Below are 25,354 nucleotides of genomic sequence, written 5' to 3' on the forward strand. Positions count from 1 at the left end.
ATGGCGATCACAATAACGCAAAATTAGATGTTTTCAACCTAAGACGACAGGTTATGCCATCTGTGTCAGTAAAACCGGTTAAAACATTCGACGACTCATACCAAAGCTGTCCATGATCTTGGCTGAGATTTCTTCCACAGAATAGTTGGTGCTATTGAGATAGCGGATCTGATTTTTGCGAAAAAGCGCCTCAACTTCCGACACCTCCATGCGGCATTGGCGCATCGATGCATAACGACTGTTTTCCACACGTTCCTGACGAATCGCGGATAACCTTTCTGGGTCGATGGTTAAGCCGAACAATTTATGCATATGCGGTTTAAGGGCTGGGGGGAGCTGAATGTTATCCATATCATCGGCTGTAAACGGATAGTTTGCGGCGCAGATACCAAATTGTAGTGCCAAATAGAGGCTGGTAGGCGTTTTGCCGCAGCGTGATACGCCCAGTAAAATCACCTGCGCCTGATCAAGATTGCGCAGAGAGATGCCGTCATCATGGGCCAGCGTGTAATCAATAGCTGCGATGCGCGCGTCATATTTAGTAATATTACTCGCCGTCAGGCCGTGCGTTCGGTTGACAATCGGGCTAGGGTCAACGCCCAGTTCATTTTGTAGAGGGGCAACCAGAGCCTGCACAATGTCCTGACAAAAACCTTGGCTGCTGACAATAATATCACGAACTTCACGTGAGATTATTGAATAAAAAACCAGCGGTCTGGCACCGGTTTTCTCATATATCTCATTGATTTGCTGACAAACCGCTTTTGCTCTCCCTTCATTTTCTACGAAGGGAAGTGAAAAAGTAGTCGCATTAACGGGGAATTGTGACAGTACCGCATGACCCAATACTTCTGCGGTGATCGCCGTACCGTCCGAAATATAAAACACGCATCTGTCCACATCAAACTCCTGCAACATTTGTATTTCATCTGGTGAGTAAAGCCAGCCTTAAGATTTAACGTTTCCCTGAGTTAAACATTAATAGCTGTATTACTGATAAATAAAAAGCTGAAATTTTTTATTGCGCAAACTCTGCGAGACGTTGCGCAAATTCACTGTGAAAAATGAAATGACATTTTAATTTTCCAGAGCATTTTCGCATTTTTTTGGTTTGCTTCAGCTTAACTTCAGCCAGTCTGATAATTTATGGCTTCTTGCGGTTTTTAGTCAATTTCTTACTGATTTGTAACAAATTAGTGATTTTTCATGCTGTAGGTGCAAATGAACGAATTAGAATTTTCTTAAACAAAAATAGTTGATTTAGCTGGATCGATTCACCTGTCCAAAGTTTATGGATCATTATGCTAGGCTGAAATAACTGACGCACCTTGAAAAGCCAAATTGCTTACCTCAACTATTAGCCTGCTTGATTAATAAAGTAGCCTATATAAATTAATAAAGGATTGATTCATGGCCAATCTAGAATCCGATTTACGCAATGTTATCTGGTATAACCAGTTAGGTATGAACGACGTTGACAAGGTCGGGGGTAAGAATGCGTCTCTGGGCGAGATGATCACCAATCTTTCCGACTTAGGTGTCTCTGTGCCTAATGGCTTCGCCACCACCTCACAGGCATTTAACGATTTCCTCGACCAAAGCGGCGTTAATAACCGAATTCATGATTTGCTGGACACTGTCGATGTTGATGATATTGCTCAACTCACCAGTGCAGGGGCGAAAATCCGCCAGTGGATTGTAGAAACGCCTTTCCAGCCTGAACTGGAGAAGTCAATCCGTGAGGCTTATCTACAGCTCTCCGAAGGCGAGAAGGGGGCTTCTTTTGCTGTGCGCTCCTCCGCCACAGCAGAAGACATGCCGGATGCCTCATTTGCTGGTCAACAGGAAACCTTCCTTAATGTGCAGGGTTTTGATGCCGTACTGACTGCCGTGAAGCATGTTTACGCCTCGCTGTTTAATGACCGAGCGATCTCGTATCGCGTACACCAGGGCTATGACCATCGTGGCGTGGCGTTGTCCGCCGGCGTTCAGCGCATGGTGCGTTCTGATTTAGCCGCCGCCGGGGTAATGTTCACTATTGATACCGAATCCGGTTTTGACCAGGTGGTTTTTATCACTTCCGCCTATGGCCTCGGTGAAATGGTAGTCCAGGGCGCGGTCAATCCAGACGAGTTCTATGTGCATAAACCTACGTTGGCGAAAAACAAACCGGCGATTGTGCGGCGTAACATGGGCTCCAAGAAAATCCGTATGATTTATGCTGATAGCCAGGAGCACGGCAAACAGGTGCAAATCGAAGATGTGCCCGCCGAACTCTGCGCGCGCTTCTCTTTGACAGATGACGAAATCCAGGCACTCGCGCGTCAAGCGTTGTTGATTGAAAAACATTATGGTCGCCCGATGGATATTGAGTGGGCCAAAGACGGTCACAATGGGAAATTGTATATCGTTCAGGCGCGTCCTGAGACAGTACGTTCAAACGGACAGGTTATGGAGCGCTACCAGTTGAATGGCAGCAGCAAAGTACTGGTGGAGGGACGTGCTATTGGCCACCGGATTGGTGCTGGCCCGGTAAAAATCATTCATGACATCAGCGAAATGCACCATGTCAAAGCGGGTGATGTTTTAGTGACTGATATGACCGACCCGGATTGGGAACCGATCATGAAAAAAGCTTCTGCCATTGTGACTAACCGTGGTGGACGTACCTGTCACGCGGCGATTATCGCCCGTGAACTCGGTATTCCTGCCGTAGTGGGCTGTGGTGATGCCACTGAGAAACTAAAAGAAAAACAGAAGGTCACTGTGTCATGTTCGGAGGGCGACACGGGTTATGTCTACCAGGATGAACTCGACTTCAGCGTGCAAAGTTCTGAAGTCAACGAATTGCCAGAATTACCGTTGAAAATCATGATGAATATAGGTAACCCTGACCGTGCCTTTGACTTCGCCTGTTTGCCAAACGAAGGTGTCGGGCTGGCGCGTCTGGAGTTCATTATCAACCGTATGATCGGTGTTCATCCGAAGGCTTTGCTGGAGTTTGATCAGCAGGAACCGGCATTGCAGCAAGAGATTAGCAAGCTGATTCAGGGCTACGAAAGCCCGCGTGAATATTACGTGGCACGCTTGACTGAGGGTATCGCTACGCTCGGGGCCGCTTTCTGGCCGAAACGCGTCATCGTGCGGTTGTCTGATTTTAAATCTAACGAGTACGCTAATCTGGTCGGTGGTGAGAAGTACGAACCCCATGAGGAGAACCCGATGCTCGGTTTCCGTGGCGCGGGCCGTTACGTTTCAGATAACTTCCGCGACTGCTTCGCACTGGAGTGTGAAGCGATGAAACGGGTGCGCAATGATATGGATCTCACAAACGTTGAAGTCATGATCCCCTTCGTGCGCACCGTGGCGCAAGCCGAAGCCGTAGTAGCCGAGCTCGCTCGTCAGGGCCTAAAGCGTGGGGAGAACGGGCTGAAAGTGATCATGATGTGCGAAATCCCGTCTAATGCCTTACAAGCGGAACAGTTCCTCGAGCACTTTGACGGCTTCTCTATTGGTTCCAATGATATGACCCAGCTAACGTTGGGTCTGGACCGCGACTCCGGTGTTGTTTCTGAGTTATTTGATGAACGCAACGAGTCGGTAAAAATGCTGCTTTCAATGGCTATCAAAGCGGCCAAAAAGCAGGGGAAATATGTGGGTATTTGCGGTCAGGGGCCTTCAGATCATCAGGATTTTGCGCAATGGCTGATGGATGAAGGTATCGATAGTTTGTCCCTCAATCCGGATACCGTTGTGCAAACCTGGCTGGCGCTGGGTGAAAAGAAAACGGCATAACTGATGTTTTAGTTGCAAAGATAATTGAAGCCGTGGTCTTGAGCCACGGCTTTTTTATTGTGTCTTAAGGCGTATTTTATTTCCATAAAAAAGGATTCTGGGGAGCTAAGCCCCGAATGCAATGACTGGATTTAGCGAAAGAATCACTGATTCTGGAGAAAAAAAAAGCCCATCGTAGTAGATAGGCAAAGACTACACACAGCAATTTTTGGGTATGTAGGCTTAGGGGAAACCTTACATATAAATCAGGGGGTTAAAAACGTAACTGTTAATAATACTAGGGATCTGCAGGGTTTTCGTCTGTAAGATTTGTCTTAATAGCAATTATTACTATAGCCAACTAATTGATGTGATTTTTAAAAAGAGTAAGTCGCTGATTTGAGTCGGAGAATTTACCGGGGCAATATTAGACAGAGGTCAATATCGCGCTGCCTGCCTCACGAAAAAATAACGTCGTTATGACAGGTAGCGCGGTAAGGGTATATTTAGATCTTACTCATCAAGGGTTCTGACAACCTGATGAATGTCATGTTCAGGTTCTGGCGCTTCATTAACCCAAAGTGAAATCAGTCGATAAGAGACGGCCAGAACCACCGGGCCAATGAACAGGCCTATCATCCCGAAGGCAAACAGGCCACCGATAACGCCGGAGAGAATGAGTAACATCGGCAGATCTGCACCCATACGTATTAGCACCGGACGCAAAACGTTATCGAGCGATCCAACCACACAACTCCACACCAAAAGAACCGTGCCTAATGTGTTGTCCCCGGTCCAGTAGAGCCAGATGATAGCGGGAATAAGCACCAGCAAGGGGCCGATTTGCGCCACACAACATACAAACATCACTACGGTCAGCACCGTTGCGTAAGGAATGCCTGCGATAGCCAAACCGATACCGCCGAGCACTGATTGCACAATTGCGGTAACGACAACGCCCAGTGCGACTGCGCGGATCGCCTGGCCTGCCAGGATAACGGCGGCATCACCGCGGTCTGCGGCCAAACGCACAGCAAAGTGGCGGATCCCCATGCCAACTTGTTCACCACGACTGTAAAGCAGGGCGCTAAACAACAGCATCAGCGAACAGTGAACAATAAAGCGTCCCAGATGACCAGCCTGCGTCAGGAACCATGACGCGGTTTGCCCGACGTAAGGCTGCAATTTGGTCATTAAGGCATTGCCGCCACTGTTAATGATTGAGTGCCAACCGCTGTATAACTTATGGCCGACCAGAGGAATAGAACGCAGCCATTGGAAGTCAGGTAAATGTAGGCTGGACGGGTTGCCGGCCAGTTGTACTAACGGTGCGCCATTCTCAATTGCACTGCTCACCAGCAGCGCGATGGGCAGAACAAACAGCAAAATTAGCAAGAGCGTCATTACGATCACCGCGAGGAAACGTTTACCCCAAAGCAATCTTTGTAGTTTGATCATCAAAGGCCATGTGGCAATAACCACCATTCCCGCCCAGGCAAAACCTAAAATAAAAGGCTGGACGATCCAAATGCTGGCTACCGTCATCAGGGCAATAAATAAAACCCCAAACATAATTTGAGGCAAATCATAACGTTTAATCGGGAGATTCATTCTTGGTTCTCATAGTAAAACAGGGCAATACGCCTGAATAACGCTCTCAATTACTGCAGATCATTACGCTGGTAAGCATGGAGCATTTCTTTGTTTTTGGACAGCACGCTGCACATTTTGTTATTAGTCCGCATTGTGGTTTTGCGCTCTTATCAAGTTTGGGGACCACTGATGACACTCAGACGAAGCACTGGAAAACGAAGTATGTTAGTTTTTATATTGGGTAAAGAACAGGGCCCGGCAAACAACAACAAAGACAGAGTCAAAATAAATGATCCCACAGATTTCACAGGCACCTGGCATTATTCAACTGGTGCTCGACTTTTTGGAAGCGTTAAAGAAAGACGGGTTTACGGGTGACGTGACGACAACCTATGCCGACCGGCTAACCATGGCGACGGATAACAGCGTCTATCAGCTCTTGCCTGATGCCGTATTGTTTCCGAAAGCGACATCGGACGTTGCCTTGCTGGCAAGGCTTGCCGGGCATGAACGTTTCCGAACGTTAGTCTTCACACCACGCGGTGGCGGCACAGGGACCAACGGGCAGTCACTTAATCGCGGAGTTGTGGTGGATATGTCCCGGCATATGAACCGTATTCTGGACGTGAATGTTGAACAGGGATGGGTAAAAGTTGAAGCAGGCGTAATTAAAGACCAGCTCAATGATTATCTGCGACCGCTCGGTTATTTCTTCTCTCCTGAACTTTCAACCAGCAATCGTGCGACGCTCGGTGGAATGATCAATACCGATGCGTCAGGCCAGGGTTCGCTGGTCTACGGTAAAACCTCTGACCACGTGCTGGGGCTGCGCGCCATAGTTATTGGTGGCGATATGCTTGACACCACGGCCATGCCGACTGAGCTTGCCAATAAACTGGGTGAGGAGGATTCGGTCATCGGACGGATTTATCGTACCGTGCTCAGCAGTTGCCGTGATAACCGTGCATTGGTGATCGAAAAATTTCCCAAACTTAATCGCTTTCTCACCGGTTATGACCTGCGCCATGTACTGAGCGATGATCTGCAAACCTTTAACCTGACCCGTATTCTCACTGGTTCGGAAGGCTCGCTGGCCTTTATCACGGAAGCGCGACTAAATATTACGCCTATTCCAAAAGTGCGACGTCTGGTCAACATTAAGTACGATTCATTTAATTCCGCTCTGCGCAACGCACCATTTATGGTTGAGGCGAAGGCCTTGTCGGTGGAAACGGTGGACTCAAAAGTGCTGAATCTGGCACGTGAGGACATCGTTTGGCATACCGTTAGTGACTATATTACCGATGTTCCCGGTAAGGATATGCAAGGTCTGAATATCGTTGAGTTTGCCGGTGATGATGGCGAACTGATTGAATGTCAGTTGGAGGCGTTGTGTGAACGTCTGGACGGTCTGATCAGTGACGGTGAAGGTGGCGTTATCGGTTATCAGATTTGTGCCGACCTGCCAGGCATTGAGCGCATTTATAATATGCGCAAGAAAGCCGTGGGCCTGCTGGGTAATGCAAAAGGTCAGGCCAAGCCGCTGCCCTTTGCGGAAGATACCTGCGTTCCACCTGAATCGTTGGCGGACTATATTGTTGAGTTCCGCGCACTTCTCGACAGCCATAATCTGAGTTATGGCATGTTCGGTCACGTCGATGCCGGCGTGCTGCATGTACGTCCGGCGCTGGATATGTGTGACCCGCAGCAGGAAGTCTTGCTGAAGCAAATTTCCGATCAGGTTGTGGCGCTGACGGCGAAATACGGCGGCCTTCTGTGGGGGGAGCATGGAAAAGGTTTTCGTGCCGAATACAGTCCGGCTTTTTTTGGTGAAGTACTGTTTACTGAGCTTCGCCGCATTAAGTCAGTATTTGACCCTGACAACCGGCTGAATCCTGGCAAGATTTGTGCGCCACTTGATTGTGATGAGCCGATGATGAAAGTGGACGCTGAAAAGCGTGGCACGCTGGACCGCCGTATTCCACTGGAGGTGCGACAGTCATTTCGTGGTGCCATGGAGTGTAACGGCAACGGCCTCTGCTTTAACTTTGATGTCAAAAGCCCGATGTGTCCTTCGATGAAAATCACCGGCAGCCGCATCCATTCGCCAAAAGGGCGTGCCGGTCTGGTGCGCGAATGGCTGCGTTTGCTCTCCGAGCAAGGTGTCGATCCGTTGGCGCTGGAAAATGCGTTGCCGCAGCAGAAAATGAGTTTTCGCCGACTGATCGATAGGACACGCAACACCTGGTATGCCAATAAGGGAGAGTACGACTTCTCCCATGAGGTGAAAGAGGCTATGTCCGGCTGTCTGGCATGTAAGGCGTGTTCGACACAGTGCCCGATAAAAATCGATGTTCCCGGCTTCCGCTCGCGTTTCTTGCAGCTTTATCACACCCGATATTTGCGCCCCGCGCGTGACTATTTGGTTGCTGGAGTGGAAAGTTATACGCCGCTGATGGCGAAAGCGCCCAAGGTGTTCAACTTCTTCTTTAGCCAGCCCTGGGTTAGGGATATGAGCCGTAAAAGCATCGGCATGGTAGACCTGCCATTGCTTTCATCGCCGACTCTGCGCCAGCAACTGCTTGGCCACAGCGCAATCAAGATGACGCTGGAGCAACTGGAAAAAATCAGTCCCGCGCAGCGCAGCAACTATGTGCTGATTGTGCAGGATCCTTTCACCAGCTATTACGATGCTCATGTAGTGGCTGACTTCGTCCGCTTGGTGGAGAAGTTGGGGCTGAAACCGGTTCTGCTGCCATTCTCGCCAAACGGCAAAGCGCAGCATATCAAAGGGTTCTTACAGCGGTTCGCCAAAACGGCTAAGAAAACCTCTTTATTCCTCAATCGTGTGGCCCAGTTAGGCATGCCGCTGGTGGGTGTTGATCCGGCACTGGTGCTCTGCTATCGCGACGAATATAAAGAGATCCTTGGTGCAACGCGTGGTTCATTCGAGGTCCAGCTGGTGCATGAATGGCTGGGTAAATTGCTGATGGAGCTACCCGAACAGCAACAAAGTGGCGAATCCTGGTATCTGTTTGGGCATTGTACCGAAAGTACGGCATTGCCAGGGAGCAGTAAGCAGTGGAGCGATATTTTCGCCCGTTATGGTGCCAAACTTGAGAATATCAGTGTCGGCTGTTGCGGCATGGCCGGTACGTATGGGCATGAAAGTAAAAATATTCAAAACTCGTTGGGTATCTATGAACTGTCGTGGCACCAGTCCTTGCAGCGTCTGCCTCGTCAGCGCTGTCTGGCGACGGGTTACTCATGCCGCAGTCAGGTCAAACGTATCGAAGGTAATGGTTTACGCCATCCTTTACAGGCACTACTGGAATTGATCCCTTAAAGGTTGCAGGAGCAGCACATGGCTTTTTGGAAAAGAGAAACCACGCTAGAGGCGCTTAATCACGCCAGCTTGGGATGCATGGTTGGGCATGTTGGGATCGAGTTTACTTTGCTGGGTGAAGATTATCTTGAAGCCACCATGCCAGTTGACTCACGTACCAAGCAACCCTTCGGGCTGCTGCACGGCGGTGCATCGGTGGTATTGGCCGAGTCGATGGGGTCAATGGCCGGGTATCTGTGTACGCGAGGCGAACAGCAGGTCGTTGGGGTAGAAATCAATGCCAATCATCTGCGCGCCGCCACGCAGGGCCATGTCAAAGGGGTTTGTCGTGCCTTGCATGTGGGTCGCCGTAATCAGGTCTGGCAGATTGAGATTTTCGATGACCAGCAAAAACTCTGCTGTATTTCACGGCTGACGACGATGGTGATTGATATTTAAACCGACCACGGACGTTTGATTAAATCTGAAGGGCAGGGCGGAGGCATTTTCATTGCTTCCGCTTTTTTATTTATTTACAGGGTAAGCAGGGTAAGTTGAAACGAATTTGTTTAAAGCTGAAAAGGCACGCGTTTAACAAAATCATTTTGGAAGGCCGTCGCTTTTTCCCAGATGCCCATCATGGCATAATAGTGACAGATCAATTTCAATGTATGACGCGCGAAGTGGTAACTCTGCACGCGGAAAAGCTCGATCCGGTGGGGCGTGTTGATCTCAATAATAAGACGGTTATGCAGTTTACACAGCGCATGTAAGTAACTGTGGTCATCACCGTTTTGCAGGCAAAGATTCGCCAGGTCGAGGCAGTGCGTGTTGAAGCGCTTAAGCTGGTTGAGGTCGGCATCTTCACGGCGCAGGGCGGCTTCGGTCAGATAAAAGTCTACCGTGGCGTCGCGAACGCTGAATTTGTATTCGTCGATTTTATTTTGCAGCCACGCATTAACAGATTGAGCCATTCACTTCAGTCCAATTTTATGAATGATAACCATTATCAATATGAGAATGCATCATATTGCTAAATGAGCGGCGGATCAATCGGGGCAATGGCTTTATTTTCGGCGGGGTTAATGGACCTAATAGCCATTATTTTAGTGCGGGAATGGCGATAAAAAAGGCATTTCTTGACTATAAATGACCGAATTCATAAATAGGTATTTCCGATGAATGTTTTATAATAGTTATCAGGAACACTATTTATCCTGCGGCCGCCGTGGGGACCTGGCTTTTTTTAACAAAAAATTGACAACTTATTCAATGTGTTGATGGCTGCGGTGTTTAAGACCCGCCAGCAGCTAGCCTGAGAAAGCGCAGGCGTTGAGTGACTCTCCTCACGCGAAATCGCTATACCCTCTTAAAACAAGAGGTTGAAGTGATACATGTTATCACTAGAATAGGCTTAATAGGTCTTGTCTATGACCCTGAAACGAAGAGGTAGGACAGATGCAAACTGAAACTGTCGGTACATTTTCTTTAGATGAAAATGTTTGGCAAGGTGTCACGTTGACTGACTCTGCTGCAAAGCAGGTTAAAACGTTGATCACTCAGGATCCTGAGGTCAAAGGACTACAAATCTCTGTTAAGCAGTCCGGTTGCGCCGGTTTTGCCTATGTACTTGACCTGACCAAGCAACCTGCCAGCGATGATCTGGTGTTTGAGCACGACGGCGCGAAGTTGTTCATTCCGGTGAAAGCCATGCCTTTCATTGATGGTACCGAGGTGGATTATGTCCGTGAAGGGCTTAATCAGATATTTAAATTCAATAATCCTAAAGCTCAACATGCCTGCGGGTGTGGCGAAAGCTTTGGTGTTTAACTTTCTTTTATAAACGAAATTGTAAACGAAGCGATGTAACCAATATGTCACGAAGCAACGTAGAAATTCCAGAAAATGTGCAGTCTTGGGTCGGCGAGGAGGCGAAATACAAGGAAGGGTTCTTCACCCAGCTGGCAACCGATGAATTAGCCTCTGGCATCAACGAAGATGTGGTACGTGCCATTTCCGCGAAGCGTAATGAGCCTGAGTGGATGCTGGAATTTCGTCTGCAGGCTTACCATGCTTGGTTGAAAATGGAAGAGCCACACTGGCTGAAAGCGTATTACACGCCGCTTGACTATCAAGATTACAGTTATTATTCCGCGCCTTCCTGCGGAAGCTGTGATGACACTTGTGGGTCGCAGCCGGGTGCAACGCAGCAGTCAACGGCCGACGCTCTGGGTATTCCTGCGTTCGACGGTAAAAACTACCTGACCAGCGAAGTGGAAAAGGCTTTCGAGCAGTTGGGTGTTCCCGTACGTGAAGGGAAGGAAGTGGCAGTCGATGCCATTTTCGACTCCGTGTCTGTCTCTACCACTTACCGCTCAAAATTGGCTGAGTCAGGGGTTATTTTCTGCTCATTCGGTGAAGCTATTCACGAATACCCGGACCTGGTTCGCAAATATCTCGGTACGGTCGTCCCTGCGCAGGATAATTTCTTTGCTGCATTGAACGCCGCTGTGGCTTCTGACGGCACCTTCGTTTATGTGCCTAAAGGCGTACGCTGCCCGATGGAACTGTCGACCTATTTCCGAATTAATGCGGCGAAAACTGGTCAGTTCGAACGTACCATCCTCATCGCCGACGAAGGCAGCTACGTTAGCTACATCGAAGGTTGCTCTGCGCCGGTTCGCGACACCTATCAACTTCATGCGGCCGTGGTTGAGGTCATTTTGCATAAAGATGCGGAAGTGAAATATTCCACCGTGCAGAACTGGTTCTCTGGTGGCAAAGAGAGCACCGGCGGGATACTGAACTTCGTCACTAAACGTGCACTTTGCGAAGGTGCGGGTTCAAAAATGTCCTGGACGCAGTCTGAAACCGGTTCTGCGATCACCTGGAAATACCCGAGCGTTATTCTCAAAGGTGACAACTCGATCGGTGAGTTCTTCTCCGTGGCGCTGACCAGCGGTAAACAGCAGGCGGATACCGGCACCAAGATGATCCATATTGGTAAAAACACCAAGTCGACCATTATTTCCAAAGGTATTTCTGCTGGCCATAGCCAGAACAGCTATCGCGGTCTGGTAAAAATTCTACCGTCGGCGGAAAACGCGCGTAACTTTACCCAGTGTGACTCGATGCTTATCGGTCCGGACAGCGCGGCACATACCTTCCCTTATGTGGAAGTGCGCAACAATACTGCCCAGCTTGAGCATGAGGCCACTACCTCGAAAATCGGCGACGATCAGCTGTTCTACTGCTTGCAACGCGGTATCAGTGAAGATGATGCTATCTCAATGATTGTTAACGGTTTCTGTAAAGATGTTTTTTCCGAGCTGCCGCTGGAGTTCGCTGTCGAAGCACAGAAACTGCTGGCGATCAGCCTTGAACACAGCGTCGGTTAATACTCCGGCGACTTTTCCTGTCGTTGCTGGGTGGTGTGACGCCCGCGACGGACAGGTTTGAGTTCAGCACAGTAAAGCATAATCAGAATTATGAGCGCGCAGGCGCAAACTCAAGGATACGTATGTTAAGCATTAAGAATTTAAAGGTCCGTGTCGAAGAAAAGGAAATTCTTAAAGGACTTGATCTGGAGATCAAACCAGGAGAAGTACACGCCATCATGGGCCCGAACGGCTCAGGTAAAAGTACGCTTTCTGCGACGCTGGCCGGACGCGAGGACTACGAAGTTACCGAAGGCACTGTTGAGTTTAACGGTAAAGATTTACTGGATCTCGCGCCGGAAGACCGGGCAGGCGAGGGCGTATTTATGGCTTTCCAATATCCGGTAGAGATCCCTGGCGTCACCAACCATTTCTTCCTGCAAACTGCGGTAAATGCGGTACGTAAATATCGTCAGTTGCCTCCGATGGACCGTTTTGACTTCGCTGATTTCATTGAAGAAAAAATCGCCATGCTCAAAATGCCGGCCGATTTGCTGACCCGCTCTGTCAACGTCGGCTTCTCCGGCGGTGAAAAGAAGCGTAACGATATTCTGCAAATGGCGGCGCTTGAGCCTAACCTGTGCATCCTTGATGAAACCGACTCTGGCCTGGACATTGATGCGCTGAAAATCGTTTCCGATGGTGTGAATTCCCTGCGTGACGGCAAACGTTCATTCATTATCGTTACCCACTACCAGCGTATCCTCGACTACATCAAGCCTGACTTCGTGCACGTTTTGTGGCAGGGCCGTATTGTTAAATCCGGCGATTTCACCTTGGTTAAACAGTTAGAGGAGCAAGGTTATGGCTGGCTTACAGACCAAGAGTAACGTACCGGCGGCAGGCAGTTCACACGCTATGCAGCAGTTATACCGCCTGTTCGAAAGCGCGGGCGGCGAGCAGTCAGCGCATGCACATGCACACTGGCAGCAGGTTTTGCGCATTGGTTTCCCTAATGCAAAACTAGAGAACTGGAAATATACACCGGTCTCTTCTTTGCTGGGTAACCAGTTCTTTGCACCACAGCCGCATGTGCTGTCCATTGACCAACTGAAGGCCGTGGCGCTACCGATTGAGGCTTATCGCCTGGTTTTTGTGGATGGCTGCTACAACGCCGATCTTAGCGATGCTCAGACCGGTGAGTTCGAAATTGAAAAACTCAGTCCGTCCATGCAACAAATGTTGCCTGAACCGATTGAGTCTGAAGTTTTTCTGCATCTGACCGAAAGTCTGGCGCAAGACGCTTTGTCTGTACGGTTACCGGCCGGTAAACAGGCAGAGAAGCCGCTCTATCTTCTGCATATCAGCAGTGGACGTGATCAGGCGCGTGAAATTAATACCATGCATCACCGCTATCATCTGGCGATTGAAAATGGTGCTAATGCAGAAGTGATTGAACATTATGTCACTCTCGGCGATAAGGGGCATTTCACGGGGGCGCGCCTGACAGTCAATGTTGGCGACAATGCTGATTTTACCCATTATAAACTGGCGTTCGAAAGCCAGGCCAGTTTCCACTTTTCGCACAATGATCTGGTGATTGGACGTGACGCGCGCGTTGCCAGCCACAGCTTTCTGCTGGGCGCGGGCCTGACCCGCAATAACACCAGTGCACAGTTGAACGGCGAGAACAGTAACCTGAATATTAATAGCCTGGTGTTGCCAATCGATGCGGAAATTGCTGATACCCGCACCTACCTTGAGCACAATAAGGGTTATTGCAACAGCAATCAGTTGCATAAAGTGATCGTGCATGATCGTGCCAAAGCCGTGTTTAACGGCATGATTAAAGTGGCAAAGCACGCATTGAAAACAGACGGTAAGATGAACAACAACAACCTGCTATTAAGCAAGCAGGCTGAAGTTGACACCAAACCGCAGCTGGAAATTTATGCCGATGATGTGAAATGTAGCCACGGTGCAACGGTTGGTCGTATCGATGATGAACAACTGTTTTACCTGCGCGCACGTGGCATCAGTGGCCAGGACGCACAGCACATGATTATTTTTGCTTTTGCGGCTGAGCTGACTGAAGCGATCGAAAATGAAACCCTGCGCGATGTAGTCATTGCCCGTATTGCTGGCAGACTAAACCGAGGTGAGTAATGAGTTTTCCCCTGGAAAGAGTTCGTAGCGATTTCCCCCTGCTGAGCCGTGAAGTAAACGGCCAGCCGCTGGCCTATCTTGATAGCGCGGCCAGCGCGCAGAAACCCCGTCAGGTCATTGAGCGTGAGCTTGGGTTCTATGAGCATGGCTATGCTGCGGTTCATCGCGGCATTCATACCTTAAGCGCTGAAGCCACCGAGCAGATGGAGAACGTCCGCACGCAGGCTGCGCAATTTATTAATGCTGCTTCCACCGAAGAGATCGTGTTTGTTAAGGGCTCAACTGAAGCCATTAACCTGGTCGCCAATACCTTCGGGCGCACTGCTTTGCATGCGGGTGATCGGATTATCATCACCGAAATGGAGCACCATGCGAACATCGTTCCCTGGCAGATGTTGGCAAAAGAGCGTGATTTGCATATCGACGTTTGGCATTTGACCTCGAGCGGCGAGCTGGATTTATCTGAGCTGGAAACGCTGATCACACCAGGCACCAAACTGCTGGCATTGACGCACGTTTCCAATGTACTTGGTACTGTTAACCCAATTGAAAAGATTATCTCTCAGGCCAAAGCCGCAGGGCTGACGGTACTGGTCGATGGGGCGCAGGCCGTAATGCACTACTCCGTAGACGTTCAGGCGCTTGGCTGCGATTTCTATGTCTGGTCTGGGCATAAGCTCTATGGACCAACCGGCATCGGTATTCTTTACGGTCGTAAAGCGTTGCTGGATCAAATGCCACCGTGGGAAGGAGGCGGTTCGATGATCAAACACGTCAGTCTGACTGCAGGCACCACCTTCGCGGCAGCACCATGGCGTTTTGAAGCCGGTACGCCAAATACCGGTGGCATCATGGGGCTGGGTGCAGCAATTGAGTATGTGACTGAACTCGGTTTAGAAAATATCCATGCCTATGAGCAGGAACTGATGTCTTATGCGCTCGACGCTCTGACGCAGGTACCTGACATCGTGATTTATGGTCCGGCGATCCGCTCCGGTGTGATTGCTTTTAACCTCGGTAAGCATCACGCTTATGATGTGGGGAGTTTCCTCGATCAATACGGCATTGCAATCCGTACCGGGCATCACTGCGCTATGCCATTGATGTCATTCTACGGTGTTCCGGCCATGTGCCGTGCGTCGCTCGCCATGTACAATACCCGTGAAGAAGTCGACCGTTTGGTCGCGGGGCTGCAACGTATTCACCGGCTGCTGGGTTAACCAGGCGTTTATTATCAGGATCTATTTTTATGGCTTTGCCAGATAAAGAAAAATTAGTTAAAAATTTTTCCCGTTGCCCGAATTGGGAAGAAAAATACCTTTATGTGATCGAACTTGGGGCACAACTGGAACCGCTTACTGATGAATATCGTCAGGATAAGCACTTGATCTCTGGTTGCCAAAGTCAGGTATGGATCGTCATGCATACAGCTGCAAACGGTCAGCTGAGCTTCCTCGGTGACAGTGATGCGGCGATCGTTAAAGGTTTAGTAGCGATTGTTTTCAGTCTCTATCAGGGATTGACGGCTCAGGATGTCGTGACGCTGGATGTACGACCGTTTTTCACGCAGCTAGAGCTGAGTCAGCATTTGACGCCTTCACGCTCGCAGGGGCTGGAAGCGATGATCCGCGCTATTCGTGCCCGTGCGCAGCAACTGAGCTGAAGGGTGCACTAACCCTTAATTGCTCATTAGGAATGTTCTGCTAATGAGCAATGCTATTTTTCACTCCGCTGTTATAAAATCATTATTTAATACTTGTATTTCAGCTGCTTAAACCCTCTCTGTTCATCGAAATGTAACGTTGATTCAATTTTCTAAAGTCTTGATTTTAGGCATATAAATTGCCTTTACCCTCCCTCCTGTTACTATTAATTCCTCGAAGAAAAGTTCATTTCGCGAAGGCAATTTTGGCCTGATGATGGCATCGGGTTTTATTATATTTACGATAACAACGAGCAGGATTCAGCATGAAAAGTGCATTACCCATGATGGGCATGTTATTTGCCGGTTATCTGGCGAGTAGTACCGCTAACGCCGCAGAATATCCGCTTCCGCCGGAAGACAGCCGTTTAATTGGTGAGAATACGACTTATGTTGTTCCCAACGATGGACTGCCGCTGGAAGCGGTTGCGGCAAAATACCAGATTGGTTTGATCGGTATGCTGGAGGCGAACCCAGGCACTGACCCTTATCTGCCAAAGTCTGGCACTGTCCTGACCATTCCTTCGCAAATGCTGCTGCCGGATACCAAGCGTGAGGGGATAGTGGTGAACCTGGCGGAGCTGCGTCTCTATTACTACCCGAAGGGCGAGAACAAAGTGATTGTCCTGCCGATTGGTATTGGTCAACTCGGGCGTAATACGCCAGAAATGGTGACCTCAGTCAGCCAGAAAATACCCAACCCGACCTGGACTCCAACAGCCAATATACGTAAAGCATATCTGAAAGACGGCATCAAGCTGCCGGGTATGGTGCCTGCTGGCCCGGAGAATCCAATGGGACTGTTCGCCATGCGCCTCTCTGCTGGTACTGGGCAATACCTTATCCACGGCACCAATGCTAATTTTGGCATCGGCATGCGCGTCAGCTCTGGCTGTATCCGCTTACGCCCGGACGATATCGAGGCCTTGTTCAATATGGTACCAAAGGGAACGCGTGTGCAGATCGTCAATCAACCGATCAAGTTTGACGTAGAGCCTGACGGGAAACGCTATATTGAAGTACACCAGCCGCTCTCTCACACTGAAAAAGATGATCCCCAGACTAAGCCTATTCCACTTACGGCAGCGGGGAAGAAGTTCGTCAAGAGTAAAGAGACGGATGATGAGGTTGTAAAACAGGCTATCGAGCGTCGTTCAGGCATGCCAGTGGTTGTCAGTAAAGGTGTTGAAGCGACAAATGCACCGCCTGTGATTGCAGCAGCATCAACGGTACCCGTCGATGAAACCGCTGATAGTCAGTAGAGGCTCTCTATGAGCCATAGCAAAGTTTAAATATCAGGGGCGGTTACCGCCCCTTTTTTACGTCTGTACGTCAGTGAGGGTGGCAGGGAGCGTTTCAGGTCAATGGAAATTGATCGAATGAGAAGGCTTGAAAAGGAGAATTGAAGGCAAAAAAAATGGCGCACTGAGTGCGCCATTGAGCTTAAGAAGTAATATTACTTCTTGTAAGCGTGTGCTTGGTTGTCAAGACGTTGGTTAGCGCGTGCTGCGTCGTCTTTAGCTGCCTGAACGTCAGAACGCATTGCGTTCACGTCGTTGCTCAGTTGGTCAACTTTAGAGTTCAGAGTAGAAACGTCTGAAGACAGTTGGTCGATTTTAGCATTGCTTGAACAACCAGCCAGCATAGTTGAAGCCAAGATCACAGCGCCCAGTACCATTTTAGTGCGATTCATTATAAATACCCTCTAGATTAAGTTAATCTCCATGTAGCGTTACAAGTATTACACAAACCTTTTTCTAATGAGAATAAATATTTGCTCGTAAACGCTTTATTTCGACTGTTAGCTCAAAGAAGCATCTTATTTTACGAAAAAGTCAAAAATTGCAGCGAAAACAGCCGGATTCCATGAGACTTGTCCCATTTGTTTCTTGGTTTTTCTGCATGTTATTTTGGATTCTTACGATAGCGACAATAAAAAACGCCGCATTGAGCGGCGTTTTGACCCTGAAACGATGTCACATTTTAATTAAACAATGTGTACCGATGCAGTATTGGTGGTGCCGCTTTGGACCAGAGCGCCTGAAACCATCACTACAACATCGCCTTTCTGCGCTAATCCGCTTTCGATTGCCGCTTCTTTGCCGATACGGTAGAAATCATCAGTTGAAGCAATCTCTTTCACTAACTGCGTTACCACGCCTTTAGTCAGGATCAACTGTCGAGCGGTCACTTCGTTAGTGGTTAATGCTAAAATGATGGCATGCGGGAAGTATTTGCGTACCGCTTTTGCTGATTTACCACCATTAGTTGCTACCACAATCAGTGGCGCATCCAGTTTTTCGGCAGTTTCAACAGCGCCGCGGCAAACTGCTTCAGTGATGCGCAGTTTACGATTGTCGTTTTGAACATCAATGCGACTTGGCATAACGCGATCAGTACGGGCACAGATGGTTGCCATGATGGTCACAGCTTCCAGCGGGTATTTACCTTTAGCACTTTCACCAGACAGCATAACGGCGTCAGTACCATCGATGATGGCGTTAGCTACGTCGCCAGCTTCAGCACGAGTAGGGCGCGGGTTTTTGATCATGGAATCGAGCATCTGGGTCGCGGTGATCACGACTTTGCGCGCACGGTTACATTTTTCGATCATCATCTTCTGCGCGAAGATCACTTCTTCAACCGGGATCTCAACGCCTAAGTCACCACGAGCAACCATGATGCCGTCGGAAGCTTCAAGAATTTCGTCGAAATTGTTCAGGCCTTCCTGATTCTCAATTTTAGAGATGATCTGAATATGTTCGCCGCCGTGTTCTTTCAGGTGTTCACGGATTTCCAGCACATCAGAACGCTTACGGATAAAGGAAGCCGCGACGAAGTCAACGCCTTGCTCACAACCGAAGATCAGGTCACGTTTGTCTTTTTCAGCCAATGCTGGCAGAGCGATAGAAACGCCTGGCAGGTTAACGCCTTTGTTTTCGCCGAGGTCACCGTTGTTCAGTACTTTACAGGTAACTTCAGTCTCTGAAACTTCGATCACTTCCATACCAATCAGGCCATCATCAACCAGAATGGTGTTGCCAATTTTCAGGTCGGCAGCAAAGCCAGCGTAGGTCACTGCAACACGTTGAGTGTTACCAATCACTGACTGGTCTGTCGTGAACGTGTAATTCTGACCCGCAACCAAAGAAGCGTCTACGCCGCCTTCCAGTTTCATCGTGCGGATTTCCGGGCCTTTGGTGTCCAGCAGTATGCCTGCTTTATGGCCGGTTTTAGCCATGACATTACGGATATTCTTGATGCGCTGACCGTGTTCTTCGTAATCACCGTGAGAGAAGTTCAAACGCATTACGTTCATGCCTGCATCAAGCAGTTTGGTTAGCATTTCTTCGGATTCAGTTTTTGGTCCGATGGTACAAACAATTTTGGTCTTTTTCATGACGATTTTATCTACAAGTTGTGATGGAATGGAAATGAGCTCGCCCGACAGCGCTGCTGCCTGCGAAGAATTTGGTTGCTGCTGGATTGTTACAAATCACTATTAAGCGTAGGCGACTGGAGAATAAATGGTGTGTAAAGTTCAGCCAAGACGTGGCGATCTGTACGATGGTTAATCGTTTAGGGTGAGGTAATGCTTTTATAAGGCGATATCGACAGATCAAGGGGCTGAGACCATTCAATCGAGGAGACGGTGCGTATTATAAGGGCTAAGCGGTGGGAAACAAAATAAAAAACATGATGCTGCGCAAGCTTAGGGCATCTGAAGGGCGTTCGTTGCGCAAATGACCAATATGGGCATACGTTACATGACCACTGAAAAAAGGCCATACCAGATACTAAGCGATTAAGAGTAGTGATATAGAGAGATAATTATAAATTCAGGGTGTGCGGCTTGCGAAGAGAGCAATAGGGGGATTTTTCATCTGGTGCGTCCGAATGGACTCGAACCATCGACCCCCACCATGTCAAGGTGGTGCTCTAACCAACTGAGCTACGGACGCACATCGGATGAAACTGACTAACTGAACCTTATGCAGAAATGTGGTGCGTCCGAATGGACTCGAACCATCGACCCCCACCATGTCAAGGTGGTGCTCTAACCAACTGAGCTACGGACGCATCGATTTCTGCCTGCCAGCGTGGCAGCGGGGACGAATATTAACGACCTACCTGAAGGCTGGCAAGGGAAAAAAAACATTTTGCCATTTTATTGTGACTCAGTGACGCGTGAATGTTCATTGCGTTGATTTTTTGAACATTTTTTGGCTAAAAAAGTCAGCGACCTTAATAAGAACATCCCGACGATGAACGATCAGTGTCCGACTTTATCCAAAATAGTGAATGACGATTGTTTCTGGATCCAGCGAATACGCAGTGCCACCATCACGGCAGCAAAAGTCAGCCCCAAAATGAAGCCCCACCAAAAGCCACTCGGGCCCATCGCAGGCACTACATAATCGGTCAGCCCTAACAGGTAACCCACTGGAAGCCCTAATACCCAGTACGCAACAAACGTAATATAGAAGATTGAGCGCGTATCTTTGTAGCCACGCAGTACACCGGTCCCAATGACCTGAACGGCATCTGAAATCTGGTAGATTGCCGCCAGCAACATCAGGCTGGAAGCCAGTGTCACCACATCAGGGTTATCGTTATACAACGCGGCAATTTGCTCGCGGAATATCACCGACAGTAGCGCCGTAATACACGCCATCACAACACCGGTAAAAATACTGGTATAGGCCGAGACTTTAGCGCCCTCTACCGAAGACTCGCCCAGCCGTGAACCAACACGAATCGTGGCAGCCACACCAAGTGACAGCGGGACAACAAACATCAGAGAACCAAAGTTAAGCGCAATCTGATGGCTGGCCACCGCAACAATCCCGAGCGGAGAGACCAGAAGTGCGACAATGGCAAACAGCGTCACTTCGAAAAACAGCGCAAGCGCAATCGGCAAACCTAACTGAGTCAGGCGTTTTAGTGTCACCCAGTCCGGTTTGGCGAAGCGAGTTGGTGCAACAATGTCTCGCATCGAATAGGTGCGCTTCACATAGACGCGCATCATCAAGAACATCACCCAATAAACCGTACTGGTAGCAACACCGCAGCCGACACCACCCAGCGTTGGGGCGCCAAATTTGCCGTAGATGAAAATGTAGTTAACCGGAATATTCACCAGCAGGCCGATGAAACCGAATATCATCCCCGGTTTGGTTTTAGATAAACCTTCGCATTGAACACGTAAAACCTGGAAAAACAGATAGCCAGGTGCTCCCCACATGATGGCATGCAAATAGCCAATGGCCTTGGCTTTAAGTTGCGGGTCAATATTGTGCATCAGCCCGATAATCTGGTCGCAGTGATACAGCACAGCGATAATAATGAGTGATACACCGGAAGCGAGCCAGAAACCTTGCTGGATTTGATGAGCGATTTTTTCGCGTCTGCCAGCACCGTTGAGCTGCGCCACGGTGGGTGTCAGGGCCAACAAAAGGCCGTGCCCAAATAAGATGGCCGGTAACCAAATCGAGGTTCCGACAGCGACGGCGGCCATGTCTGTCGCGCTGACGCCACCCGCCATAATAGTATCCACCACGCCCATTGAGGTTTGCGCAACTTGAGCGAGGATGACGGGGATCGCGAGGGCTAATAACACACGCGCCTCAGTTAGGTACTTCTGCACGCCACACCTTTAATTGTTTTGAATAAAAAACGCCACGCAGGCGTGACGCTAAAATAGCGGTAAATAATCCCGAGATTGTACATTGCCAGGCTTTTTAAGCAATCAACTCGGTGAAAGGCGAGTTGAATAGTGACCTGCTTTCTATGGCAGCTATTTTACCCTTATTGATTTGGCTTTCTATTAAATCTGCGGCAAACTGGCAGGCAGAAACGCAATGCATGCAGAGGGTTTACTGCGTAAAATTAATGAGGCATGGACTATGTTTACCGGTATTGTTCAGGGCACAGGAACATTAGTGTCCATCGATGAAAAACCTAATTTCCGTACCCATGTTGTGCAGATGCCTGTGAACATGCTCAACAATCTTGAGCTTGGCGCTTCGGTGTCGCATAACGGTTGTTGTCTTACAGTAACTGAAGTAAATGGCGATTTGGTTAGTTTTGACCTGGTGAAAGAGACGCTTCGCCTCACCAACCTCGGAGAGCTACAGTCCGGCTCGCAGGTCAATTTGGAGCGAGCCGCACGTTTTGATGATGAAATTGGCGGACATCTCATGTCCGGCCATATTATTTGTACGGCGGAAGTGGCGAAAATTCTTACTTCCGAAAATAACCGTCAAGTCTGGTTCCGCATGCCGCATGAAGATTTAATGAAATATGTATTACATAAAGGTTTCATCGGTATTGACGGAATAAGCCTTACTGTTGGTGAAGTCACTAAAACCCGATTCTGCGTGCATTTAATTCCAGAAACCTTGCAGCGAACGACCCTTGGTACCAAGCGCTTGGGCGATAAAATTAATATTGAGATTGATCCGCAAACACAAGCCATTGTGGATACGGTTGAACGCGTATTAGCAAGCCGTGAGGCGGCAATGGCTACCGCGCAGGCGATGATGGATCTGTACGAAAAATAGAGTGAAAGCCCATCAAAATAAAAAACCAAAAGCCGGGCTGGTGACCTGTCCGGCTTTTTGACGACAGTAGCCCATTGAGGCTAGCGAGGTACGCGAATTCCACCTTCTACACCCTGCGGGCTGAACAGAACCTGCCAAAGCTGAATATCACGCGCCCTGAAAGCCCCGGCGCAGGCATTCAGATAATAGGTGAACATACGTTCAAACCGCTCAGTGTATTTACCTGCCAATAATGGCCACGCCTGAAGAAAACGCTCCAGCCAGGCCATCAGTGTGCGGTCGTAATCCGTGCCGATATTGTGCCAGTCTTCCATGACAAACCGTGCTTCAGTGGTATGTGCGATCTGCTGAATAGAAGGTAAACAGCCATTGGGGAAAATATATTTATCAATCCAGGGATCGACACTCAGATCCGTTTTATTCGACCCAATCGTATGGAGCAGGAATAAGCCATCCGGCTTTATATTCCGTTTGACGACGTCGAAGTAGGTTTGATAATTTTTCGGACCGACATGTTCAAACATTCCCACTGACACAATCCGGTCAAATTGATCATCCAGATCGCGGTAATCCTGTAGCAAAATAGTGACATCAAGATTTTTACAGCGATCCTGCGCCATTTTTTGCTGTTCGGCCGAGATGGTTACTCCCACCACACTCACGCCATAATGTTTTGCTGCATATTCTGACAACCCACCCCAGCCGCAACCAATATCGAGCAAACGCAGGCCAGGTTTTAATTGTAGCTTATCGCATATCATTTTTAATTTTGCTTCCTGGGCTTGCTCAAGAGTGCTGGCATCCTTCCAGTAGCCGCAGGAATATTGCATATAAGGATCAAGCATAAGACTGAACAGGTCATTACCCAGATCATAATGCTCTTTACCGACAATCCAGGCGCGCTTTTTGGATTGTAAGTTGGTGAGCCGTGCGGCTGCAATGCGGAGTGTGTCTTTAAAATGTTTAGGGAGTCTGCTTTCAAGGCCTGCATTCAGGACGCGTTGAAAGAACATGTCCAGTCGTTCGCATTCCCACCAGCCATCCATAAAGCTTTCACCCAGACCCAGAGAACCCTCTTGTAAAACACGTTTAAAAAAATCAGGGTTTTTAACTTTGATGTCAAAAGGGCGGGTGCCGTTGATCTGTACATCTGCCATTCTCAACATTTCATTGACGATGCGATACCAATGATTGTCCTGAATACTCAGGTCTTCTATACACGATGAACTCATAGCTTCTCCATCACTTGCTCTTCTGACTTATTAACCTGCCGGGGAAACCAAGGCAATTTATGCAGGTCATTATGAGAACAGACGGTAATCCGCCTTATCTGATATGCAACTATGAACAGAGGAAATTAGAAGAAAACCCGCAACCTGAGAGGCTATCGCGTGAAAAACTTTGGTATAAAACGTGACACACGACCCGCACCCAGAAAATATTTGCGAAAAAGCATTGTATAAATATTATTTTTATCGGTTTTTTTGAGTATAGGCTCGCCTGCGCGCATTCTCAATAACAAATCACGCGCGGCGGGCATATTGTTTAAGTTACTGTCACATAAGGTTATTATGACAGTTGGTTAGCATTTTTCCCTTCGACTGTTTTCAATTGCTTTTTTATTGTGGCTTTCATCGTATTGTCCTGCTTAGCACTTTTCTTAACCATCATGAAGCCAAGTGCAACCAATACCAACGTTCCCAGCATAACGGTAACGGTCGCCAGTAACGGCCAGGCAATAAACGCAGAAACCAACAGGCTGGCAATAAAGCACAAACCTAATTGCAATGTATTTTGTAACGCAGCCGCTTTGCCTGTGCTGGCAGGAAACGGCATCAACGCGTTGGCGACAACAATCGGGTAGCAAGCACCGTTAACCAGCGCCATCAGGCAGAACGGGATCAGTAAGGTGATCAGCGAAGCGTTAGTGAGTGTTGCCACCAGATAAAGTGCGACGACACTCAGCGCATACCCTGCGAGCAACCAGGGAAGTATGCGGTTGCCATCGATTCTGCTGATCAATAAGCGGCAGCCGAATCCACCCACCAGGAAAGCGATAGTCTGAGGAACATAACTCAGGCCGATAATGCCTGGTGTATATCCCATGTCGCTGAGAATAAAGGGCGAACCGGTCAGCCAGGCGAAAAATCCTGCCGAGCAAGCAGCATAAATAAGTACGTTACCGCTGAACACGTATGAAGCTAAAAGTTTGAAAAAGCTGATCCGGTCGGCCTTTTGGCCAACGGCAGATTTTTGAGTTTCGCGAATGCGGAAAGAGAAAATTAACAGCAGAACACCAATGGCCAGCAGCAGGGCGAAAATGGCTTCCCAGTCAAAGTGGTTCAATACCCATGCGCCGATAAGGGGTGCAAGGGCAGGGGATAATGCGACCAACGGCATAATGGTCGCAAAAGTACGTTTGGCGACGTCGGCAGAGTAGCGGTCAATAACCAGTGCTTGCCAGCTTACGGCTGCTGCACACACGCCAATAGCCTGCAGAAAGCGCAGTGCCAGCAGCAGATAGATATTTTCCACCCATATCATTCCCAGACAACCGAGCGCGAAAAGCGTCAGGCCAGCGATAAGCACAGGTCTGCGCCCGAGTTTGTCAGACAGCGGCCCCCACAGCAGTTGACCGATGGCAAAGCCACCAAGAAAAATACTTAGGCTGGCACTGATTAGTCCGGGCGTGGTGACCAGCGTGGTTTGCATGGTGCTGAAAGCTGGAAGGTACATATCTGTGGCTAAAAAGCCCAACATACTCAACCCGGCGAGGTAGAGCATAAATCCGAAGGAGGGTTTCATGAATTTCTCTTTTTTATGCGATGTTTGTTACGCGAAAATAAATCAGTAG

Annotated in this window: 19 protein-coding genes, 2 tRNA genes and 1 other RNA gene; 11 read left to right on the forward strand and 11 right to left on the reverse strand. The window is 48.8% G+C overall.

Going from position 1 to position 25,354, the window contains the following annotated elements; genetic code table 11:
* Positions 1 to 78 precede the first annotated feature (78 nt).
* Complete coding sequence (gene ppsR / locus ACMV8I_RS03655) at positions 79 to 900, reverse strand: posphoenolpyruvate synthetase regulatory kinase/phosphorylase PpsR (protein WP_498863842.1); 822 nt, start codon at positions 898 to 900, stop codon at positions 79 to 81.
* Positions 901 to 1,410: 510 nt separating this feature from the next.
* Here ppsR and ppsA point away from each other — a divergent pair.
* Positions 1,411 to 3,795, forward strand: a complete 2,385-nt coding sequence (gene ppsA, locus ACMV8I_RS03660) for a phosphoenolpyruvate synthase (protein ID WP_498863843.1) — start codon at positions 1,411 to 1,413, stop codon at positions 3,793 to 3,795.
* A 157-nt stretch (positions 3,796 to 3,952) separates the two neighbouring features.
* Here the strand turns inward: ppsA and rprA are convergent.
* An RNA gene (rprA, locus tag ACMV8I_RS03665) (antisense sRNA RprA) lies at positions 3,953 to 4,064 on the reverse strand.
* Between the two features lie 223 nt (positions 4,065 to 4,287).
* Positions 4,288 to 5,385, reverse strand: coding sequence for an AI-2E family transporter YdiK (ydiK, locus tag ACMV8I_RS03670; protein ID WP_498863844.1), 1,098 nt, complete (start codon positions 5,383 to 5,385; stop codon positions 4,288 to 4,290).
* A 271-nt stretch (positions 5,386 to 5,656) separates the two neighbouring features.
* Between ydiK and ydiJ the strand changes: the two genes are divergently transcribed.
* Both ydiJ and ACMV8I_RS03680 read left to right on the forward strand, forming a co-directional pair.
* Complete coding sequence (ydiJ, locus tag ACMV8I_RS03675; protein ID WP_498863845.1) at positions 5,657 to 8,713, forward strand: D-2-hydroxyglutarate dehydrogenase YdiJ; 3,057 nt, start codon at positions 5,657 to 5,659, stop codon at positions 8,711 to 8,713.
* Positions 8,714 to 8,731: 18 nt separating this feature from the next.
* The gene (locus ACMV8I_RS03680) at positions 8,732 to 9,151 is read left to right on the forward strand and encodes a hotdog fold thioesterase (RefSeq protein ID WP_498863846.1); all 420 of its coding nucleotides are present in this window, start codon (positions 8,732 to 8,734) and stop codon (positions 9,149 to 9,151) included.
* A 110-nt stretch (positions 9,152 to 9,261) separates the two neighbouring features.
* On the opposite strand, the gene ACMV8I_RS03685 is transcribed toward ACMV8I_RS03680, so the two are convergent.
* Positions 9,262 to 9,666: a hypothetical protein gene (locus ACMV8I_RS03685; RefSeq protein WP_498863847.1), complete on the reverse strand. Its 405-nt coding sequence runs from the start codon at positions 9,664 to 9,666 to the stop codon at positions 9,262 to 9,264.
* A gap of 484 nt (positions 9,667 to 10,150) precedes the next feature.
* On the opposite strand from ACMV8I_RS03685, the gene sufA reads away from it, so the two are divergent.
* The 7 genes from sufA (at position 10,151) to ACMV8I_RS03720 (ending at position 17,199) form a co-directional block, all read left to right on the forward strand.
* The gene (sufA, locus tag ACMV8I_RS03690) at positions 10,151 to 10,522 is read left to right on the forward strand and encodes a Fe-S cluster assembly scaffold SufA (protein ID WP_498863848.1); all 372 of its coding nucleotides are present in this window, start codon (positions 10,151 to 10,153) and stop codon (positions 10,520 to 10,522) included.
* A 44-nt stretch (positions 10,523 to 10,566) separates the two neighbouring features.
* Positions 10,567 to 12,090 carry a Fe-S cluster assembly protein SufB gene (gene sufB, locus ACMV8I_RS03695; protein ID WP_498863849.1) on the forward strand — a complete coding sequence of 508 codons (1,524 nt, stop codon included), beginning with the start codon at positions 10,567 to 10,569 and terminating at the stop codon, positions 12,088 to 12,090.
* Between the two features lie 122 nt (positions 12,091 to 12,212).
* Positions 12,213 to 12,959 carry a Fe-S cluster assembly ATPase SufC gene (sufC, locus tag ACMV8I_RS03700; RefSeq protein ID WP_498863850.1) on the forward strand — a complete coding sequence of 249 codons (747 nt, stop codon included), beginning with the start codon at positions 12,213 to 12,215 and terminating at the stop codon, positions 12,957 to 12,959.
* Positions 12,934 to 14,235 (forward strand): Fe-S cluster assembly protein SufD, encoded by a 1,302-nt coding sequence (gene sufD / locus ACMV8I_RS03705; protein WP_498863851.1) that lies wholly within the window; start codon positions 12,934 to 12,936, stop codon positions 14,233 to 14,235. Before sufC ends, sufD begins: the two co-directional genes overlap by 26 nt.
* A complete protein-coding gene (sufS, locus tag ACMV8I_RS03710) occupies positions 14,235 to 15,455 on the forward strand; it encodes a cysteine desulfurase SufS (RefSeq protein ID WP_498863852.1) in 1,221 nt (406 codons plus the stop codon). Before sufD ends, sufS begins: the two co-directional genes overlap by 1 nt.
* Before the next feature lie 29 nt (positions 15,456 to 15,484).
* Positions 15,485 to 15,898: a cysteine desulfuration protein SufE gene (gene sufE / locus ACMV8I_RS03715; protein ID WP_498863853.1), complete on the forward strand. Its 414-nt coding sequence runs from the start codon at positions 15,485 to 15,487 to the stop codon at positions 15,896 to 15,898.
* Between the two features lie 305 nt (positions 15,899 to 16,203).
* Positions 16,204 to 17,199: a L,D-transpeptidase family protein gene (locus ACMV8I_RS03720; protein WP_498863854.1), complete on the forward strand. Its 996-nt coding sequence runs from the start codon at positions 16,204 to 16,206 to the stop codon at positions 17,197 to 17,199.
* 194 nt (positions 17,200 to 17,393) lie between these two features.
* Here the strand turns inward: ACMV8I_RS03720 and ACMV8I_RS03725 are convergent, their stop codons facing one another.
* The 5 genes from ACMV8I_RS03725 to ACMV8I_RS03745 all read right to left on the reverse strand — a co-directional run bounded on the left by ACMV8I_RS03725 (position 17,394) and on the right by ACMV8I_RS03745 (position 21,584).
* Complete coding sequence (locus tag ACMV8I_RS03725; RefSeq protein WP_188471930.1) at positions 17,394 to 17,630, reverse strand: major outer membrane lipoprotein; 237 nt, start codon at positions 17,628 to 17,630, stop codon at positions 17,394 to 17,396.
* A gap of 294 nt (positions 17,631 to 17,924) precedes the next feature.
* Positions 17,925 to 19,337 (reverse strand): pyruvate kinase PykF, encoded by a 1,413-nt coding sequence (gene pykF / locus ACMV8I_RS03730; protein ID WP_498863855.1) that lies wholly within the window; start codon positions 19,335 to 19,337, stop codon positions 17,925 to 17,927.
* Positions 19,338 to 19,822: 485 nt separating this feature from the next.
* A tRNA-Val gene (locus ACMV8I_RS03735) sits at positions 19,823 to 19,899 on the reverse strand.
* A 41-nt stretch (positions 19,900 to 19,940) separates the two neighbouring features.
* Positions 19,941 to 20,017: transfer RNA gene (locus tag ACMV8I_RS03740), tRNA-Val, on the reverse strand.
* Positions 20,018 to 20,210: 193 nt separating this feature from the next.
* On the reverse strand, positions 20,211 to 21,584 hold the full coding sequence (locus tag ACMV8I_RS03745) for an MATE family efflux transporter (RefSeq protein WP_498863856.1): 1,374 nt from the start codon (positions 21,582 to 21,584) through the stop codon (positions 20,211 to 20,213).
* Positions 21,585 to 21,843: 259 nt separating this feature from the next.
* Here ACMV8I_RS03745 and ACMV8I_RS03750 point away from each other — a divergent pair, with 259 nt between their 5' ends.
* Complete coding sequence (locus ACMV8I_RS03750; protein ID WP_498863857.1) at positions 21,844 to 22,500, forward strand: riboflavin synthase subunit alpha; 657 nt, start codon at positions 21,844 to 21,846, stop codon at positions 22,498 to 22,500.
* A gap of 80 nt (positions 22,501 to 22,580) precedes the next feature.
* Here ACMV8I_RS03750 and cfa read toward each other — a convergent pair whose 3' ends face one another.
* Together cfa and punC are read right to left on the reverse strand one after the other, a co-directional pair.
* Positions 22,581 to 23,732, reverse strand: a complete 1,152-nt coding sequence (cfa, locus tag ACMV8I_RS03755) for a cyclopropane fatty acyl phospholipid synthase (RefSeq protein WP_498863858.1) — start codon at positions 23,730 to 23,732, stop codon at positions 22,581 to 22,583.
* A 337-nt stretch (positions 23,733 to 24,069) separates the two neighbouring features.
* Positions 24,070 to 25,305 carry a purine nucleoside transporter PunC gene (gene punC / locus ACMV8I_RS03760; protein ID WP_498863859.1) on the reverse strand — a complete coding sequence of 412 codons (1,236 nt, stop codon included), beginning with the start codon at positions 25,303 to 25,305 and terminating at the stop codon, positions 24,070 to 24,072.
* Positions 25,306 to 25,354: the final 49 nt, after the last annotated feature.

The sequence above is a fragment of the Ewingella sp. S1.OA.A_B6 genome (genome assembly GCF_049889095.1).
GTDB lineage: Bacteria > Pseudomonadota > Gammaproteobacteria > Enterobacterales > Enterobacteriaceae > Ewingella.